Consider the following 16,322-nt stretch of genomic DNA (forward strand, 5'->3'; position numbering starts at 1 on the left):
AAAATTCCATTGTTTTTCACACCTCACTTAACCAGTGTAGTTATAAGTAATAACAGTTCCGCCTTTGACATTAGAACCCATGCTCGCATTCCAGCTGTCACCTTTTGTAATTGCGTTCCATTGCTCTTCCGTGCCCCTAAAATAGATGCTCGCCAAATTGCTGCAACTGTCAAACGCAGAAGACCCGATGCTTTTGACACCTTCTGGAATGGTGACGTTGGTTAAACTGGTACAATTTAAAAACGCACGCTCTCCAATGCTTGTAACACCGTTTGGAATAGACACTTTTGTTACTTCTTCCGATACCGTTTTGCTTTCCCAAAAGACTTCTTGCTTAGTTGGCTTTTCAGCAACGGAAACAATTTCGTCAATTGCTTCCGCAACTGTCGTTGCAGTGGAGTTCGCTCCACCAAGCGCAGCGTATATGTTTTTCAATGCGTTTAGCTTCGACGTTGCTTCGGATTCTTTTCCCAACTTCAAAGAAAGCGCATTCAACGATTTTACATTATTCCCCATCATCAGTTCCTTCTTTCTGGTTCAGCTGATATTCTTTTGCGTATTCGACGTTTACATAGTTTAACGACATCATTCGCACACCGACCAATTCGGGGAGCGGTCGCATTCCAAATGCAACACGTTTTTCGTTTTCGTACAAACTTCCGCTTGCACCGAGCAAATTGACCATTTCAAGCGTTTGGTCGGTGCTTAAAAAAATCAAATCCTTCGTGTAAAATCTGATCTGGTTCCCGAAAGAGCGCTCCCGTTGTGTAAAAATCGTCTTTGTAAAACTCTGTGAAAGTGTGCGCACAATCGGTTCAATTGTTTTTTGGAAAAACGCTTCGTACTGTTCTTTGGTATAATCGCCAGTCAAGATGCAGAGTGGCACACCAAAATGACGGAGAATTTTTTCGTCAATAAATTTTAGCGTTGCTTCGTCAACCATCTGGATTTCTCGCTGAATCGGTGTAAACTCCGCTCGAATGTCAAGCGGTAGAAAACCGCTTTCGGAATTTTTCAACTTCTCTTCCAACTGTTTCAATGCGGCTTCTGTTTTTCCGTCGTCCATCATCGTATTATACTTTACGATTCCGTTAACGGCGCAGCTCGACACCATCGCTTTCGACAAATTGTGGAGCAGCTGCCAGTTCAGATCGAGTGTTTTCAAAAGTGCGTCGTTGTCCGGCTGCCCAAATTCATTTCCGCCCATAAACTCGTTGACAGAAAAATTTTTGCGAATGTGGATTACGTCGGAATATTTCAATGTTGTTTCGTAGTGGTTCGCAAAGGTAAATTTGATATATAGCTTATCGCTCGCATCCTGCAAAATCTCAACGTTTGTCGGTGCAATTGGATACAATCCTGTATACACAGTTGTTAAACTGCCGTTCGTTTCCTGCCTGGTGTACCAAGTCGGGATGATAAAAGCGTTGTAATTAAAATATAGCTGCCAGATGATTTTTTCAATAAAATCTGTCGTCGTCATGATCTCGTTTGGAGCGTTTAAAACAGACTGGACATTACTGTTCACCGGAATGACATCCGACCCGTTTTCTTTAACATGTGTCGGAATCAATTTTTTGCACTCCATGACAATGCAATTTATCGCCTGCTGCACCACGTCCGATGCGTAAATGTCATCGCCAAATTGTGAGTAAATCGGAGTATATCCGTTCAGCATATCCGCATATTCTGTCTTTACTTTTGGCTTTCGTCTCAGCTTGTCTAACCAACCCATTCTTATTTACACCGCCTTTCCGTTTTCAATTATTTGCCTGTATTCTGTTCTGTATCTGCGGTACATTTCGTAGAGGATTATCAATGTAACCGCTCCGTCAATTCTTTTTGACCGTTCCGTTTTGACGCATAGGCACTGTGCGTGATCATCGACCTTGACGCCGGCATTTTTAAAGCACCACTTGTCTATTGCGTTCCCGTTGTAATTTACAAGCTGGTGTTTCAAATCAGCTTCACAAAGTTTCAGAGCGTTGGAAAGAGTTTGTGCGTTTTGCAAAATCAAAACAACGTCCTCATTTTCTTTCGTCCACCCGTAAAAGCCCATTCGAGTTAGCCAATCTTTTGAAAACCTCTGGTCGTACCCGCATTTCCAAAGTTTAATGTTGTAATCTTTGTAGAGCTTGTAAAACCAATCTCCGACAAGAGCCAAATCGATATCATTGCCTTCTGTGATTGTCAAAAGTCCGGCTTTCGCCCATTCCCGATATCTTGCCCCGGCGTTCCAGTCGTCAGAATCCTCCAATTTGGATTGCGGAATAAAATACATCGTGTGTATGTATTTTACAGGGTCGTTCGGTTTCATCAAAAGAATCTTTGCACACGTCAAATCGGTAGTTTCCGACAAATCGACAGCCCCCAGGCAAACACAACCTCGGAAATCTTCTAAATCATAGACTGCTTCATAGTCGTAATCTTCCAGATTCAGCCACATTTCCACGCTATTTTGTTTGATGTTAAAGTCTTTCGACAAAACGAAGATTCGGTCGGCTTTCGAACGTCTTGCAACCTCCACTTGTTCTTGTAGGTAGTCCCATTTCTTGATGATACCAAGCGTTGGATTGCTTTTTACCCACGTTTCCGGATTCTGCCAAACTTCGCTTTCGGAATCCTGAGTATAAAGCCATGGCAAAAGGCGTTGACCACTCAAAGAGTCATCTTCGCCATTGATAACCGCACGTGCTTTTTTCAGTTCGTCGTCCAAATATCCGTCAACGACAAATCCTTCTGTCGTGATATTGATAAATTTCGGGCTGTCTTTCAAACTCTGCGACTGTTCGATAGATTTTCCGATGATATTTTCTTTCATTTCGTGCGTTTCGTCCACGATTGCAAAATCGATGTTCCGACCTTCCTTGTTTTTTGTTCGGTCGGACAATTTGAAAATCTTCGAGCCGTTCACTTTATTCAAAATAAAACGCTGATTTCGTTTTGTGTCCAAATCGTTCGGGTCGATCAGGCGGCGCATTGTGTCAATAGCGTCGTATGTAATACTTGCTTGGTTGTCGTCGTTCGAAGAGCAGACAATATCTGCGCCCTGATTTCCCACAATCAGTTCCGACAAGCCGAGTGCAGAGCAGGTTTCGGATTTCGTGTTTTTTCTGGCAATCAAAAGAATGATTTTTTTGAATCGATCAAACGTCGTGCCAGACACTTTGAAACTATAGACCGTCTCGATAAACGCTTTTTGCCAAAGCATCAAAACCATTGGCTTGTTGTAGTACGGCGATTTTGTCAGCCGCACACAACGTTCCATAAAGTCGATTCTTAGAAGCGCATCTCTCGTATCGTAATAAAAAGCGTCATTCAGAAAATCTTCTTTTAGATTTTGGAGCTCCTGCCACAGTTCCTGACCGGCGATGATTTCACCGCATTCGATTTTTGCATGATATTCGAGCAAAAAAGAATTGTCCGGAGTCCAGATCTTTTTTTCTTGAATCAGCATAAAGGCTTCAACCCTTTGCCACCTTGTATGTCAGCATTAACTTCACTTCTGGATTTCACCCATTTTCTCAGTGGGCTTTCTTCCTGTTCGTTTTCTTCGCTCGTTGCTCTGGAAATCACTTTTACAACGTTGGTATACTGCTGTAAAAATTCTTTGTAGAGTTTCGCTGCCGGTGTCGCTTTTTGCTGCATCGGATTTTCCGGATTCACTTTGATCATCGGGAGTTTTTCCAACTGCTCCAGCTGGTTTTCCAGAAATATCATTTTGTCGATCAGAGGGAGAATTGTCGTTCGGTTCGAATCATTGACGAGTTTCAGCAATTCTTCTTTACGATTCAAATTCATTCCCCCTTTTCAAAAATCCAAAATCTGAAAATCTCATTTTTTCCGATTCTGCGAAAATGGTGCCCCTACCAACAGTTACCCCGCAGTTTCAAAAAACTTTTACCGGGGGAGGAAGTACGAAAATTTTTCCCACCAATCGGAAATGTATTTTTCCCACTCTTCGAAATTTCTGCCGTCGGAACACTCTCTCAATCTGCGAACGCAATTTTCCCGAGAAGTATCCACAAACACTTCTCTTGCCCCCAAGAATTTCAAGAGCCGTTCCCGTTCAGAAACCAACGGATAACCGCCAATCACCCAGGCGTTTAGCCATTTGCCTTGACGCATTCTAACCATGTCGAGCATGTGATCTCGAACAGAAAAGACGCACGACTTTAAGCGATTTGGTTTTGTATACCTAGCACATCCGCTGACGCATTGCCAGATATTGTCTACATCAACTACTAAATCACCATCGTTTTTGTTATCCTCAACAAATGTTGTCTTACCGGATAACGGAGAGCCATAAACCAAAAACACCTGCCTGTTGGAATATCCAAGCTTGTTGTGTATTTTGTTATGACATCGATGATGCACCAGCATGATGTTATCAGGATTCAATGCGATATCAGCGTTATTCACATTTGCTTCGTTCAATTCGATTTTGTGATGACCGATGCAATCGTATTTGTGCACAATCGGTTTCCCGCAATGCTCGCAAATAATTTGACCGTCGGAATTTACCCGCTCCATGCGGATAACCGCCATCAAATTTACCCAAGCTTTCGATTGATAAAACCCGCTTAACATCCGTCTACCTTCACGTAGATCGTTCCAGGTTCAACGAATACTTCGAGAAAAATTCTCGTAAATCCTGAAATGTCAAGATTGCCGTTCAGAAATTTAATCGTGAGCGGGAGTTGATCTTGAGCTTTAAAAAAAGAACTCGGTTTTGTTCCAACTCCAACGCCCTTGTTAAATCGGAATCGGCACGTTTGATAAGTGCCCTGAATATATTCCGATGTCTCACGAGAATCATAGCTGAAACTAACATTGCTCGGAATATCAGTGTTATTATAAATCGTCTCCGATACGCCCGGTTCCAACCTCAAATACAGCGTTCGGTTTTTATCTACGCTTGTATCTTTGGAAATCGTTGGTTTCAAGAGTTCTTTTAAATCTTCCAACGACACTACCGGAACTTTGCATTTATCTTCATCGATTCCGTAACATTTTGAATGCGCCATAGTATATCACCAACTTTCCGTAACAAACATGCCCTTTGCTTTTGCTAAGAGTTCAGACGCTCTCAAACGATTTCGCATCGGCTGATTCTCATCGTTCATTATCTCCGTCCAAAAATTCTGAATATCTGCAACTGTCGCAATGTGTTTCAGCGGGTCGTTCTCTGACAAACTGCGCAAATATGCAATATATTGTTGTACGTCTTTACGTGCCACTATTTTGTGGGCATTGCCTCTTGCATACTTCCGAGAATATCCGGCACGAATGACGGATTGTTCCGCATTTCCGGCACATTCTCCGCAAAAATACGATGCAACTAATTTGTATTGCGGCTTGACATTTGGTTCATCCAATTTTCATCAACCCGTCTCGTTCGTATACTTTTTATCAATCCAGCCGGTCACGGCACCGCCCTTTTTGGCGCTAATCCTAAACCGACCGTTGATAATCTGCCCATCTGTGACATAATAAAAACCAGTCAGCACATTTGCACGTTTTGCGCTATCACTCGATGCGAAAATTTCCATTTTGTCAAGCTGAATCTTATACCCTGCGGAAATCCTGCTGGTACTTGCTACACCGTGTGTCATAGCAGTTTTTACACTGCCTCCGCCGGTTCGAAAACCATTCCTACCAGCTTTTTTAATCAATGCCGAATAGTCAAGATAGCATTCGTTGACATCTACGTTTCCGCCCACTCCGTAAATACTGCCGTCACTGCGCTTCTGCCACATGCCATACTGACCGGAGTATGTGCACTTTGTGGCATACTGCGCAACCCAAACAGCGTATCGGTTCAGAAGAGATTTTTCGAACATCGACTCCAAAGCGGATTGAAAAGAATACAAGCCAACCCAATAACCAGCGCCTTCAACCGTTTCCAGAAACGCTTTTGCAATTTCTGTACAACGTGCTTTTCCGAAAGCGAACTGCTTATGCTCTTCCATGTCGAAGTAAATCGGAAATTCAAAAGTTTTTCCTCTCAGAACCTGCAAGCAGACCGCAGCTTCTCTTTTTGCTTCTTCCGGTGTAACTGCGTAAGAATACCAGTACGCCCCAACCGGAATGCCGTTGGACTTGCATCCGGCATAATTGTTTTCGAATTGCTTGTCTTTCTGAGACAGCTCCCTGCCGTATCCCGCACGGATAATTGCAAATTTTACACCGTCTGTCTTAACGTGCGACCAGTTCACATTGCCTTGCCATTCGGAAACGTCAATTCCTTTCATGTTCAAAATCCTCCTTCAGCCATTTAATTTGATCTTCATCATGTGTCAATCGTTCCTCGATTTTAAACGTGCGTTCAATCAGATTGTTATGCTTATTGACTTTTTGTTCCAGCTGCTCGATTCTGTAAGCCGTCAATTTATTTCCGCCCCAGACCGTCGCCAGCGTCCCAATCAATGTTATTAAACTTACAATGATTTCCGATGTCATTTTGTCACCAACTGCTTGTAAATCTGATTTGCATATGTACTTGCACCTGCACACAAAATGCCCTGAGTCACCGCAGCAAATAAATTAAACTGTCCGGTTGTCAACTCATAGCAAGTAGTAAGCGCAATTCCAACGGCACCCAAAATAATCGGAATAAATCTGTCCGAAATGGCATTTGCCTTTTTGAGACCCATTCCAATCAGATATAAAACCGGAATCAAGATCATCAGTTCCGGCTGAATATAATCTGTCATCGCATTCACCATCCTTGTGAACATATTACCATATGCTACCGATGCATACAACGCCTAGTGTGTTACGCCCATGTTACACGCTACAGCCACAAGATATGGTACCAAGACAAAAAAGAAAAGCGCACGAAACATTCGTGCGCTCTGTAACGTGACTAGAATCCCTCACAATTGATTTTTATTGCTTGACCTTAAAAATACCCTACGAAAAACAAAATAGCTTAAAACAGCTTCTAGAGGTCTTACAAGAAAAGTTCGTGAATTACGTCGTCGGCAAATATCATGACTTTTAATTTTTCCAACAGTCGACGCTTGTTCCGGCTGATCGTTGTCGTACTTGTATCAAAATATTCTGCGATTGCTTCCCGGCTCTGTCCCTCGAAATACATCATCGGAATAATGTCATAATATAAGTCGTCCCACAGTTCTTTCAGAGCGTTGTCCACAATATCCACAAACTTTTTCGCTGTGCCGTCCTCACTGTACGATTTTTTCAACTGAGGATAGCTACGCAAAATCTGTTCAGTTTTTTCATACGCCCCTGCGCCACCGTCTTTCATGAGTCCTGCCAGCTTCAATTTGATAATTGCCGTATCAACCACTTCTTCGACGATGCTTTTCAGGTCGTTTGATTCTATCACTTCTCATCCTTCCTCCATTTCTCTTATTTTTGCTCCGGTCATGTCCTGAACCAGTCTGTAGAAGTCGCACCTCTTCAAAATGCGCACGTTTTCGAACTCTTTTGCGTATTCGTCGTAAAATTCTTCACACACGGTTCCGGTTTCAAAATGATTTTCGATGAAATCCAAATCGTCAGCGCATACCTCTTCCCGATACATCGGAACGACTCGTTCGTAATTATGCAGGCGCTTCAGTTCACTTTCGGAAACCTCCATTGTAACACGGTATCTCATTATTACCCTCCCTTATACGTAATTGCGCAGCTCCGGAAAACGCTGCATTAGATCGTTATAAATCGCAGGATAATTCATCTTCATGAAAACGGCAGTTCCTTTGTCGAGCAGGTCTTTCGACGTGATGTACCCAAGCCGGATAAACAAAGGCTCCCCGTTCGAATTTGTACCAACATCCGTACAATATTTGGTATATATCGGATGTATCGGAGCGTTGTACTCGTAGAGCACGGACGCAACGTCAATCAGTCTAAACCATTGCAGCGGATTTACCACATCAATATTCCCCATGCTTTCGCTGTGGAAGAACATGCCATGCGCCTTTGCGGCTTGCATACGTCTCTTGCTTTCAAATGCTCTTACTCCAACAAATGCAAGGTCTTTGTCTTCTGCATAATGACGGATGCTGTCAAAAAACACTCCACGCTTTCCAAATGCAGCTCTCTTTTTACCGTCCATGCTTTCAAGTGCCGATGTAGACTGAAAAGTGTCCCATTCTCTCTCGGTTGATTCAGCAACTTTCAAGCATGTTTCATAAGTTCCGGGGAATGATGCATCAGACAAATGCGACCATAATCTAAATTGTTTCCCGCATCGCTTTGCCGCTTCATTCACAACAAAGCACATCGCAACGCTATCTTTCCCGCCACTTAGTGCGCAATATGGAGCGTTGTGCGATTCCAGTTGTTCCATACACACTTTCAAGGCTTCTTCTTTTTTGCGCAGATATGCTGGGAGCTTGGAGTTAAGTCTTCCACGCTCCAACAATTCGTCAATCGTCATATTTCACACCACCGGAACATAACAAGGTCTTGCATTGCATGGCTTCCAGTATGGAGGCTTCACGCCGTATGACAAGACGGGATACTTGGAAAAATCAAAGTCAGGATGTTTTCCGGCATCCTCCACCGTAATTGGACGCATAAGCCCGTAATCTGGGTGAAAAAGAGAGTAGTCTTCCTCGATTTCTTCAACTGTCCAACTCTCTACAATTCCCCATCCCATGGACGGTTTTTTCCCCACAGCAGGCATGTATTGCAGCAAGTCTTCAATTTTGTCCTTTGTGCCTCTACAGTAAAATGCGATTTTTGCATTTTTTGCTACTCTTACCACAACAGGATTCCTGTATGCACGATAAGCGCCCACAGAATCACTTATCAAACCTTTTTCCATGTCCAAGTATTGCATTTTGTTCGCCGCAAAAAAATCAGGTCTCTTGTTATAGTGCTCGATGTGCTTTTCTACCTCTTCATAAATTCCACGACTTGCGCAATACTGCTCTTTTCCGATGCATGTTTCAATCCGTGCCAACGGCAATCCCATGTGGATGTTTTTCGTGGTTTCTTTCCGTTCTCCACGCAGCATCTCAGGCATATATTTCAAAAACCATGCGTGGTACAGGATTGCGTCCAACATAATAACGCCATCCGTTGACACAATACGCCCATCAGAAAGATATGCTGTGATTTTCAGCGGAACAGTACTAGGCACTTTTCTTACCTCCAGTACTAAGCAGTTTTATCGTTTCTTCTATGTTTTCGGCTGCGAGGAAATCTTCATACTTGCCGATCAGTGCTTTCACTCTGTCAGACATTGTGATTTTTCCATCAATTACGGAGATTTCCTCTGATTCTGCATCAAAAAAGCCAAATCCCTTGGAGCACATTCCTCCAAGTGTTGGAATCTTAAACCACTCCGCCATTGCGGCGTATAATGCCGCTTCTTCCATTTCATTTGCGGAGTCCAGCAGATACATTTCGTGCACAAACTGTGTTCCGAGCGCCATGTATTGTACGCTCATACGCATCTGAGTGGAGGCTTTCGCTTTCTTTTCCTCTTCTACGTTTTCCAGATATTTAAGTTTGAGATCGTCCTTGGTGTCATCCATACGAGTAAACTCAATTTCACCCATAAGATTGTGCCACGACACGTCAGAGTCAATATGTGTGACCGGCACAGATTCAGCGCACACAGGCATCAAAAATTTAACATCAAGATTTCCGCCCATAATCATTGTGCCAAGTCCTGCTCCAAGCAGAGAGATATTCGGAAAATGTCGGCGGACTTCTGTTGCTCTTCCAACGTCGTTCTTTGTTGTTCCGTTGATATTTCCACCAGAAAAGAGTACGTTAAAAGTTTCTTTGTCTACTTTTTTTCCATACGCATCCAAAACCTTTTTTGCTCCAAAGTCACGGAGGATTCCTCTGACAGAATTTCCGGTAATGGTCGGAATTTCTCCGTATGCGGTCAATTGCGTATTGAAATATGCTCCAACACTCGCAGTCTGTCCGATATGAGATACAGGCGCTGTCATTGTATACTTGACTTTAATCTTCTTCATCGTCTTCCTCCATGTTCGGCATGTACTTTTCTCGCTGAATACGCTCTCGTACCAAAATTGTAACAAGCGGGTATTCCGTTTCGATCGTTTTTCTTACTTCGTCATCTTCCAAAAGCCCTGTGCGATAGTCCTTTACTTTGTCAGACTCAACAAGCGTACCATCCGGCATCGCCACAACGGCTGTGCTCTTTGTCGGGTCTGCAAGGTACCTCGGCTTGATTGCGCCAACCTTGCCAAGTTCCTTAAATTTTGTCACAAACTCGCTGGTAGTCCTGGACTTCTTACAAGCTCCCACGCAATAGGACTCCACTCTGTTCCACGTTTCAATGCCATTCATCGGCGAGTTCTGCCCCCTGCTCTTGTACAATGCGTACAGAACAAGGGCTGCGTTTGCTAGCTTTCTGTTGTCAGTATCGAAGTTATACAGCACTTTGCATCCTCCTCTTTAATCTCTCTTTTCTGCCCGCAGTATAGCGGTATCTGAATTTCCATGCTTTTTGCAAGCTCTTTGTTTAAAAAACTGTACGCACCAATGCCAAACGGCTCTAGCATAATGCTGTATGGCAATTTCCCGTCTAGCATCATACCTTTTGACACGCCGAGTGTCTGTAAGCATTCCACAAAATCAAAGAGCATTTTCATTCGTTCCCGATTAGTGAAAATCGTCTCCGTTTCCAACTGTATTGCAAAAGTAGTATCCTGTAAATTTTCTGCCGCACGGTAGAATAGATGCTTCTTCTGCGATTTCGTTATGATAAACTTAAACGGCACGTCATGTGGGCGCATGATGTTGTCATAAATTTCTCGGACGTTGAACAAATTGATCTTGCCTGCTTCCACAGAATAGTTGTAAAAATACAGACTAAGCAGCTTGGAACAGTCGGAACAAATATATTCACCGAAATACGCCCAATCTGTAAAATTTGCCGAAACACACTTTTTGGCACGAGAACCGCAGGTGCATTTCTTGTGGCACACTTTACATTCGAATTCCGCCTGTTCGATTGGGAATTCTTTAATTTTGACGTCTTTTATAATGTCGTTTCCTTTTCCGTCTCTGGTTCTGTATTCAAGATTCACTTTTTCACCTCCAAAGAAAAATTTTGATCTCGCCACCCACCAACGATGTTTTCACGTGCTACCGTAAGCGCACGTATTGCATTTGCGCTGCATTTGTCGCACAATTTTCGCTTGTATACGTCCGCCCCGCAACTTACACAGTGGTACCCGTCACCAAACAAAATCCTAGGTAGAGCACCTTTTCTGCGCTTATACTCCAAACTGTTTTTCCGGCATTTAGCTCTGCACTCCAAACATTTTGTCTGACCTTGCAGCGGTGGTTTTTTTCCACACGTCACGCACAATCCGGACGATTTCCGCTCTTGATATCTCATCCTCAAATGTTCGTTTCTTTTTTGCTTTTCCTCTTGTGTCATATTGTGATAACGTTGAGCAGATGTTTCAGTCATTTTGTATAGACAGTCGGCGCAGAATTTTCTGTTCGGCGCAGCGTTTTGTTTTTTACACCTTGGGCAAACTCCGTGCTTTACGTAAAACCAATATTGTTCATCTTTCATCCGGAATCACCTCTTCCAATTTGTCAAACCCTCCAGTAAGATAAATTTGCAGCGCATCGACAATGACAAAATTGATATACGTTCCAACGTCCTCAAAGTCAACGTAATTTTTGGGGTCGCCCTCACGCCGCCCTGATCTTTTTTGGACAAGCGCCTGCCGGATGGTGTCGAGGTGCTCTTTGAGTTGTCGCACGTCCTCTTTTGTACATGTATCCCGCTGTTGCAGCTTTAAAAAATTCCACATTGTTTCCAATTGCCCGGCGTCAAGTTCTCTGACGTTATGCTTTGCCATTATTTCAACTCCTCCCGTGATTTTTACACTTTCTACCCTTGTTATAACCAAGCCATGTAGACCAATATCCTTGATGGGATTTCAGATCTTGTGCCGCCCATGTACGGCGTAAAAAATTGCCCTTTTCCAGCATCACCTCCGACCTGCTCCATGGTGTTGTTTGGTTTGATCTCCGCTGGCATCCGCCTCGATTGGCAGCTTGTCACAGTCTATGTCGTACTCGCTCCGCAGATAGTCTACAGCATCCGCAGCTGTGATGTCCATATCAAATACCGACAACATCAACATGCTTTCAATTGCATCCATTGCATGTTTCAATCTTGCTTTCCTCCAGCCAAACACTTTGTCAAGCGCCACAAGCGCCACGGCAATGCCTTGGATTGCGCCATCATGTAACGCCTGCTCCTGTATTTTCCGGCAGTCAGTCTCCGAGATTCTGACAGCGTAGCGATCTTTTCGGGCGTTCATTTTCCCTGTTTCCTCCCGTATCTCAAAATGTCACTGTTATATTTAATACCGCTGCTGCTACCCAGTAGATTGCCCGTCTGGTGTCTTTATGCCATAGGCAAACAGCCGCAGCGCCTACGTCAAGCAGTATCATTGCAACTGGCAATATTTGCGTTACGTTGATTCTGTTCACGTCGTCTCCTTTCTGCCTCTGTCTCATATTTGCATCAAAGTGTGAATTACCAGCACATTTAGCGCATTCACCGTCCCCAGATGGATAGCGTATCTGTACCATCCAAGGCACAGGCAATATACGGTAACTGTTGCGCACAGCAATATCAGCCCAAGATACAGCAGCGCTAACGCTACAAAAAACTTATCCATGCTTTCGCCTTTCTAATGCTCGTTTAACACTTGTTTCACGCTCGGCGTGCGTTACGTTTTTTTCGTAAAGTCTTTATTCTTTTCCGCATTGTTACGCCTGCTCTGTGATTTCCGGCGCAGTTGCATACATGCGCCGCAGAATCTTCGGTCAGCTTTTACGCCGATCAGCAGCTTGCCACAAGATTCACATCGCTTATCAGCCATGGTCTTCTCCATCGTTCATTCTCGCCCCGCAGTTCGGGCAGTAATCAAACGTATCTGTTGGCATAAAAAACGCCTTTTTGCATCTACCACAGACAGCAGCCCCGTTTTTGATTGTTTCACCGTCGTAACTCGTGAAATCTTCTCGTGTCCAGTTGGCTCTCGGTGGCACGTCCGCCCGACGGTTCCATTCTTCCGCAGCTTTCTCATTTGCGCAATACTCCGCAGATACGCTAATCCCTTGTGTTCCTACGTGGCATGTTTGGCACGTTACAAAAACGACCGTTTCGCCCACGCTGGCGATTCTCGCCACCCCGCCACAAAATGGGCAGGGCTTTAATTTGATATTACTCATTTTTTCATCACCTCATTCCAGCACGCTTCGCAGTCGCCATTTCCAATTTCGAACAGTGTCTCTTGCTCCATTTCCGCTTCATTTCGTCCCCCCTCAACTCGCAGACTGCCATCCTGGTTGAGGCGTGGTGTGATGCTAATTCCAACACCTTGATAGTTTGTAGCAATGAATATCAGATACTGTACGCCGGTTTCTGGGTCTGTCCACACATAGACTCCGCTTGGACTCCATCGTTTCACAGGGTCAGTCATCATTATTTCATCACCTCGTTCCAGCACGCTTCGCAGTCGCCCTCGCCGATTTCGCACAGTGTCTCTTTGTCCATTTCGCCAAAAATGCTTCTTCGGCAGATGCTGCTGCGGTCAAGATTGGGGAACGCATCCTGCGGAAAATTCTCATTAAAATATTCCTTGTACGTTTGACTCCCGCTGCGATGATTCCACGCCTTGACTGCCATATCTTCACTGCCAAATGCTCTGGTGCGTGCATAGCATGTCATGCAAGATACATAAAATTCCAACTTGTACCCGTCAGCATCTTTTGCCATGTTCATTTTCGCTTCACTGTCGCAAAACGGGCATAGCTTCAGTTTGATTTGATTCATCTTCATCCACCTCCTCTTCTATCACAACACGGCAGATATCATCAAAATGATACAGACCTACGATAAGCTCGCCTTTTTTTACAGCCAACTTGTCGCCGTCAAGTTTCCACGTTGTCCACTCCTTGTCTTCCCAGATTTCCATTCGTCCTGTGTTGTAAAATTCAATAATCAGATTCTTCATTCCGTTCCCTCTTTCCTACGATTATCCCATTTTCTGATAGCTGATTCTGCGCTGGAAGCTAACATCCTTGCATCACATCTTTTGCAACGCACAGAGTACACTTTGCCGGTGTCCAGCCACAAGCCGGCTTTACCACCACAAAACGGACAGGGTTTCAATTTGATTTCACTCATTTTTTCATCACCTCGTTCCAGCACGCTTCGCAGTCGCCCTCGCCGATTTCGCACAGTGTCTCTTTCTCCATTCCGCCAAAAATGCTTCACCGGCAAATGCTGCTGCGGTCAAGATAGCATTTTTAGTGCTGGAAGTTTAATTATATATCACAAGCATTGATGGAAATGGAGCAGGAGCGAAAACTTGTCCAGATTCATCTGTAAATTTTAAGCGACCTTTCACGAATCTTATTTCTGCATGGTCATATATATATTCGTGGAAATATATCGTGTCTGTTCGTGCCGGGATTAAAAGCACAATTTTCGTATTACTTTTTTGGCTCTCTTCGAAAGCTTTCTTAACCCACTTTCCGATCTCACGTCAATACGGTGGATTGCAGAAAACTGCTCCATCAGAGCGTTCCCAGTTTTGCAGCAGTCCATCTTGTTCCGGCATAAAGTAATCTTTACACTTTGCAGATTTCTTAGTTGCTGCTACATCCAGTACAAAATGAAACTCAGAATTGAGGTTATCAAAGAAATCTTGTGGCGTACACCAGTTATTGTTCTTAGATGATAATAGTGCTTGGTTCATATTTCCACCTTATACGCCTCCGGCAGATGCGCCCAGGCGATAACCTCCAGCTCGCTGTCTGTATCGTACAGGTCAATATAATCGCAGCACGTTGAGATCGCCCAGCCGTTTTTGTACCTCACACCGCTCCACACAGCGCTGGTGCCTGTCTCCTTGTTGCGTACTGTTACCAGCACATCGTCTTCCAGTCTCGGAAGCTTTTCACTGACCGGTATCCATTTGTTGCGTACTGTTACCAGCATATCGTCCTCCAGCCTCGGCAGCTTTTCGCTGACCGGTATCCATTCAATTTCCGAGCTTCTTCTGTTCCACATCTGGATTGCAAGCCGAGCGTCCATCTTGCGCAGAGTGCTTATCCCGCATTCATCGCATTGGACACAAGACAACCCATCATATGTGTGGTACAAGCCAGCTTTACCGCCACAAAACGGGCAGGGTTTCAATTCGATCAACCCCACAGCGCCATCACCCCCACAAAAGCAAGTACACCCATTGCAAAGCTTGACAACAGCAGCACATTTGCTGCCGCAGTGCATCCTGCTCTTCGCAGATATCTTGCGATCAGCAGGCTTCCCAAGAGCAACAGGACGATATTCAGCATCATTCTCCCCATTTTATCCGCTCCACCTCCTTTGCGCTTCCCGTAGATAGCAATGTATTCAGCCGTGCCTGTGCCTTTTCGTAAAGCGTTTTTGTTCGTTCGACGTTTTCTTCTGCCTCTTCAACGCTTCGTGCCGTCGGAAGCATGTCATCAATCAAACGGATCCCGCCAATTGTCCAAATCAGCGCAATGTCTGCATATGTCACAATACCGGGATAATAGCGGTATACATATCTGATCTTGTCAAATTCATCCGATGTAAACGGCTTGTCTGTTAGCTTTTTAAGGTCTTCTTGTCGCATCTGATCTCCTCCTTCCACATGTCCTGCTCGTAATGCTCCGCCATATACATGCCGTAGCTAATGCCACGCCGGATTGCCTGATAGATACACCATTCCAGCGTGCCGGGCTGTTTCTTTTTCTGTGCCATTTCATTTCCTCCTCTTCCTTTGCATTTCCCAGATCACCTTGTTTGCAGATTCCATCAAAAACACGGTAGGGTCTTCCCGTCGTATTTGCGTTCGCTTTTTCCGGATTTCCTCCCGCTCTTTTGCGTATTCTGCATATTTCTCGCAAGTGCTGTGACATCCAACTACACGATCTGGGCAGTCTTTACATGGTGCTGTCATGGTCAACCTCCAGATTTTGCATCACTTTTTTTCTGGTTCAGAAGCTGCTTTAACTTCTCATTTTCCTGTTGCTGTCTATTCCATTTTTCGGCATATTCACCGATATATCCAGTTTCTGGGTTTGCATTTCCTGCTCCAATGGTAAAGGGCATATCGATTTCGTCCAATATGCAGCTTTCTTCGTGGTAGATGTCATAATCTTCATGCAAATAATACTGATGCACAACTTGCTTTCCGTATTTGTTTCTGTGCGTTTCCTTGTAAAAGACCATCTTTCTACCGCAAAACGGGCACGGACTCAGTTTTTCACCTAGATTTTTTATTAGTTTCCCCATG

General features: G+C 44.2%; 28 protein-coding genes and 2 pseudogenes. All 30 read right to left on the bottom strand.

Annotation, left to right across the window (positions count from 1 at the left end):
* Positions 1 to 27: 27 nt before the first annotated feature.
* Entirely contained in the window at positions 28 to 519 is a 492-nt protein-coding gene (locus tag QZL66_RS07275; RefSeq protein WP_293601954.1) for a leucine-rich repeat domain-containing protein, read from the bottom strand.
* Positions 506 to 1,735 carry a phage portal protein gene (locus QZL66_RS07280; RefSeq protein WP_022411074.1) on the bottom strand — a complete coding sequence of 410 codons (1,230 nt, stop codon included), beginning with the start codon at positions 1,733 to 1,735 and terminating at the stop codon, positions 506 to 508. Before QZL66_RS07280 ends, QZL66_RS07275 begins: the two co-directional genes overlap by 14 nt.
* A 6-nt stretch (positions 1,736 to 1,741) precedes the next feature.
* Positions 1,742 to 3,457: a terminase large subunit gene (locus QZL66_RS07285; protein WP_022411075.1), complete on the bottom strand. Its 1,716-nt coding sequence runs from the start codon at positions 3,455 to 3,457 to the stop codon at positions 1,742 to 1,744.
* Positions 3,451 to 3,795: a hypothetical protein gene (locus QZL66_RS07290; protein ID WP_022411076.1), complete on the bottom strand. Its 345-nt coding sequence runs from the start codon at positions 3,793 to 3,795 to the stop codon at positions 3,451 to 3,453. Before QZL66_RS07290 ends, QZL66_RS07285 begins: the two co-directional genes overlap by 7 nt.
* Before the next feature lie 105 nt (positions 3,796 to 3,900).
* The gene (locus tag QZL66_RS07295) at positions 3,901 to 4,590 is read right to left on the bottom strand and encodes an HNH endonuclease (RefSeq protein ID WP_293601957.1); all 690 of its coding nucleotides are present in this window, start codon (positions 4,588 to 4,590) and stop codon (positions 3,901 to 3,903) included.
* Between the two features lie 443 nt (positions 4,591 to 5,033).
* Complete coding sequence (locus QZL66_RS07300) at positions 5,034 to 5,378, bottom strand: terminase small subunit (protein WP_293601959.1); 345 nt, start codon at positions 5,376 to 5,378, stop codon at positions 5,034 to 5,036.
* A gap of 6 nt (positions 5,379 to 5,384) precedes the next feature.
* The gene (locus QZL66_RS07305) at positions 5,385 to 6,254 is read right to left on the bottom strand and encodes a glycoside hydrolase family 25 protein (RefSeq protein ID WP_022411079.1); all 870 of its coding nucleotides are present in this window, start codon (positions 6,252 to 6,254) and stop codon (positions 5,385 to 5,387) included.
* On the bottom strand, positions 6,241 to 6,462 hold the full coding sequence (locus QZL66_RS07310; protein WP_022411080.1) for a hypothetical protein: 222 nt from the start codon (positions 6,460 to 6,462) through the stop codon (positions 6,241 to 6,243). Before QZL66_RS07310 ends, QZL66_RS07305 begins: the two co-directional genes overlap by 14 nt.
* Positions 6,459 to 6,716 carry a phage holin family protein gene (locus QZL66_RS07315; protein ID WP_022411081.1) on the bottom strand — a complete coding sequence of 86 codons (258 nt, stop codon included), beginning with the start codon at positions 6,714 to 6,716 and terminating at the stop codon, positions 6,459 to 6,461. Before QZL66_RS07315 ends, QZL66_RS07310 begins: the two co-directional genes overlap by 4 nt.
* Before the next feature lie 239 nt (positions 6,717 to 6,955).
* The gene (locus tag QZL66_RS07320; protein WP_022411082.1) at positions 6,956 to 7,354 is read right to left on the bottom strand and encodes a sigma-70 family RNA polymerase sigma factor; all 399 of its coding nucleotides are present in this window, start codon (positions 7,352 to 7,354) and stop codon (positions 6,956 to 6,958) included.
* A gap of 3 nt (positions 7,355 to 7,357) precedes the next feature.
* Positions 7,358 to 7,627, bottom strand: coding sequence for a hypothetical protein (locus tag QZL66_RS07325; RefSeq protein WP_022411083.1), 270 nt, complete (start codon positions 7,625 to 7,627; stop codon positions 7,358 to 7,360).
* Between the two features lie 12 nt (positions 7,628 to 7,639).
* Positions 7,640 to 8,410 carry a phosphoadenosine phosphosulfate reductase domain-containing protein gene (locus QZL66_RS07330; RefSeq protein ID WP_022411084.1) on the bottom strand — a complete coding sequence of 257 codons (771 nt, stop codon included), beginning with the start codon at positions 8,408 to 8,410 and terminating at the stop codon, positions 7,640 to 7,642.
* Positions 8,411 to 8,413: 3 nt separating this feature from the next.
* Positions 8,414 to 9,118, bottom strand: a complete 705-nt coding sequence (locus QZL66_RS07335) for a hypothetical protein (RefSeq protein ID WP_022411085.1) — start codon at positions 9,116 to 9,118, stop codon at positions 8,414 to 8,416.
* The gene (locus tag QZL66_RS07340; RefSeq protein ID WP_022411086.1) at positions 9,111 to 9,968 is read right to left on the bottom strand and encodes a hypothetical protein; all 858 of its coding nucleotides are present in this window, start codon (positions 9,966 to 9,968) and stop codon (positions 9,111 to 9,113) included. The genes QZL66_RS07335 and QZL66_RS07340 overlap by 8 nt, the downstream gene beginning before the upstream one ends.
* Positions 9,955 to 10,398 carry a hypothetical protein gene (locus QZL66_RS07345; RefSeq protein ID WP_022411087.1) on the bottom strand — a complete coding sequence of 148 codons (444 nt, stop codon included), beginning with the start codon at positions 10,396 to 10,398 and terminating at the stop codon, positions 9,955 to 9,957. The genes QZL66_RS07340 and QZL66_RS07345 overlap by 14 nt, the downstream gene beginning before the upstream one ends.
* Entirely contained in the window at positions 10,362 to 11,048 is a 687-nt protein-coding gene (locus QZL66_RS07350; protein WP_022411088.1) for a hypothetical protein, read from the bottom strand. Before QZL66_RS07350 ends, QZL66_RS07345 begins: the two co-directional genes overlap by 37 nt.
* 486 nt (positions 11,049 to 11,534) lie before the next feature.
* On the bottom strand, positions 11,535 to 11,837 hold the full coding sequence (locus tag QZL66_RS07355; protein ID WP_022411090.1) for a hypothetical protein: 303 nt from the start codon (positions 11,835 to 11,837) through the stop codon (positions 11,535 to 11,537).
* A gap of 132 nt (positions 11,838 to 11,969) precedes the next feature.
* Complete coding sequence (locus QZL66_RS07360; protein WP_022411091.1) at positions 11,970 to 12,305, bottom strand: hypothetical protein; 336 nt, start codon at positions 12,303 to 12,305, stop codon at positions 11,970 to 11,972.
* A 559-nt stretch (positions 12,306 to 12,864) separates the two neighbouring features.
* Complete coding sequence (locus QZL66_RS07365) at positions 12,865 to 13,224, bottom strand: Lar family restriction alleviation protein (protein ID WP_293601964.1); 360 nt, start codon at positions 13,222 to 13,224, stop codon at positions 12,865 to 12,867.
* Positions 13,221 to 13,478, bottom strand: a complete 258-nt coding sequence (locus QZL66_RS07370) for a DUF6440 family protein (protein WP_022411092.1) — start codon at positions 13,476 to 13,478, stop codon at positions 13,221 to 13,223. Before QZL66_RS07370 ends, QZL66_RS07365 begins: the two co-directional genes overlap by 4 nt.
* The gene (locus QZL66_RS07375; protein ID WP_022411093.1) at positions 13,478 to 13,828 is read right to left on the bottom strand and encodes a Lar family restriction alleviation protein; all 351 of its coding nucleotides are present in this window, start codon (positions 13,826 to 13,828) and stop codon (positions 13,478 to 13,480) included. The genes QZL66_RS07370 and QZL66_RS07375 overlap by 1 nt, the downstream gene beginning before the upstream one ends.
* The gene (locus QZL66_RS07380; protein ID WP_022411094.1) at positions 13,785 to 14,009 is read right to left on the bottom strand and encodes a hypothetical protein; all 225 of its coding nucleotides are present in this window, start codon (positions 14,007 to 14,009) and stop codon (positions 13,785 to 13,787) included. Before QZL66_RS07380 ends, QZL66_RS07375 begins: the two co-directional genes overlap by 44 nt.
* Positions 14,006 to 14,182 (bottom strand): Lar family restriction alleviation protein, encoded by a 177-nt coding sequence (locus QZL66_RS11950; protein WP_369677370.1) that lies wholly within the window; start codon positions 14,180 to 14,182, stop codon positions 14,006 to 14,008. Before QZL66_RS11950 ends, QZL66_RS07380 begins: the two co-directional genes overlap by 4 nt.
* A gap of 136 nt (positions 14,183 to 14,318) precedes the next feature.
* Positions 14,319 to 14,756, bottom strand: a pseudogene (locus tag QZL66_RS07385) (DNA N-6-adenine-methyltransferase).
* Positions 14,753 to 14,998: a DUF551 domain-containing protein gene (locus QZL66_RS07390; protein WP_022411095.1), complete on the bottom strand. Its 246-nt coding sequence runs from the start codon at positions 14,996 to 14,998 to the stop codon at positions 14,753 to 14,755. The pseudogene QZL66_RS07385 and the gene QZL66_RS07390 overlap by 4 nt, the downstream one beginning before the upstream one ends.
* Before the next feature lie 69 nt (positions 14,999 to 15,067).
* Positions 15,068 to 15,214 (bottom strand): annotated as a pseudogene (locus QZL66_RS11955) (Lar family restriction alleviation protein); the annotation flags it as partial.
* Positions 15,205 to 15,369 carry a hypothetical protein gene (locus tag QZL66_RS07395; protein ID WP_022411096.1) on the bottom strand — a complete coding sequence of 55 codons (165 nt, stop codon included), beginning with the start codon at positions 15,367 to 15,369 and terminating at the stop codon, positions 15,205 to 15,207. The gene QZL66_RS07395 and the pseudogene QZL66_RS11955, both read right to left, overlap by 10 nt.
* Entirely contained in the window at positions 15,357 to 15,659 is a 303-nt protein-coding gene (locus QZL66_RS07400) for a hypothetical protein (RefSeq protein ID WP_022411097.1), read from the bottom strand. Before QZL66_RS07400 ends, QZL66_RS07395 begins: the two co-directional genes overlap by 13 nt.
* The gene (locus tag QZL66_RS07405; RefSeq protein WP_022411098.1) at positions 15,632 to 15,787 is read right to left on the bottom strand and encodes a hypothetical protein; all 156 of its coding nucleotides are present in this window, start codon (positions 15,785 to 15,787) and stop codon (positions 15,632 to 15,634) included. Before QZL66_RS07405 ends, QZL66_RS07400 begins: the two co-directional genes overlap by 28 nt.
* Before the next feature lie 201 nt (positions 15,788 to 15,988).
* Positions 15,989 to 16,321 (bottom strand): hypothetical protein, encoded by a 333-nt coding sequence (locus QZL66_RS07410; protein WP_022411100.1) that lies wholly within the window; start codon positions 16,319 to 16,321, stop codon positions 15,989 to 15,991.
* Position 16,322 lies beyond the last annotated feature (1 nt).

The sequence above is a fragment of the Ruminococcus sp. CAG:330 genome, from assembly GCF_000437175.1.
GTDB lineage: Bacteria > Bacillota > Clostridia > Oscillospirales > Ruminococcaceae > Ruminococcus_C.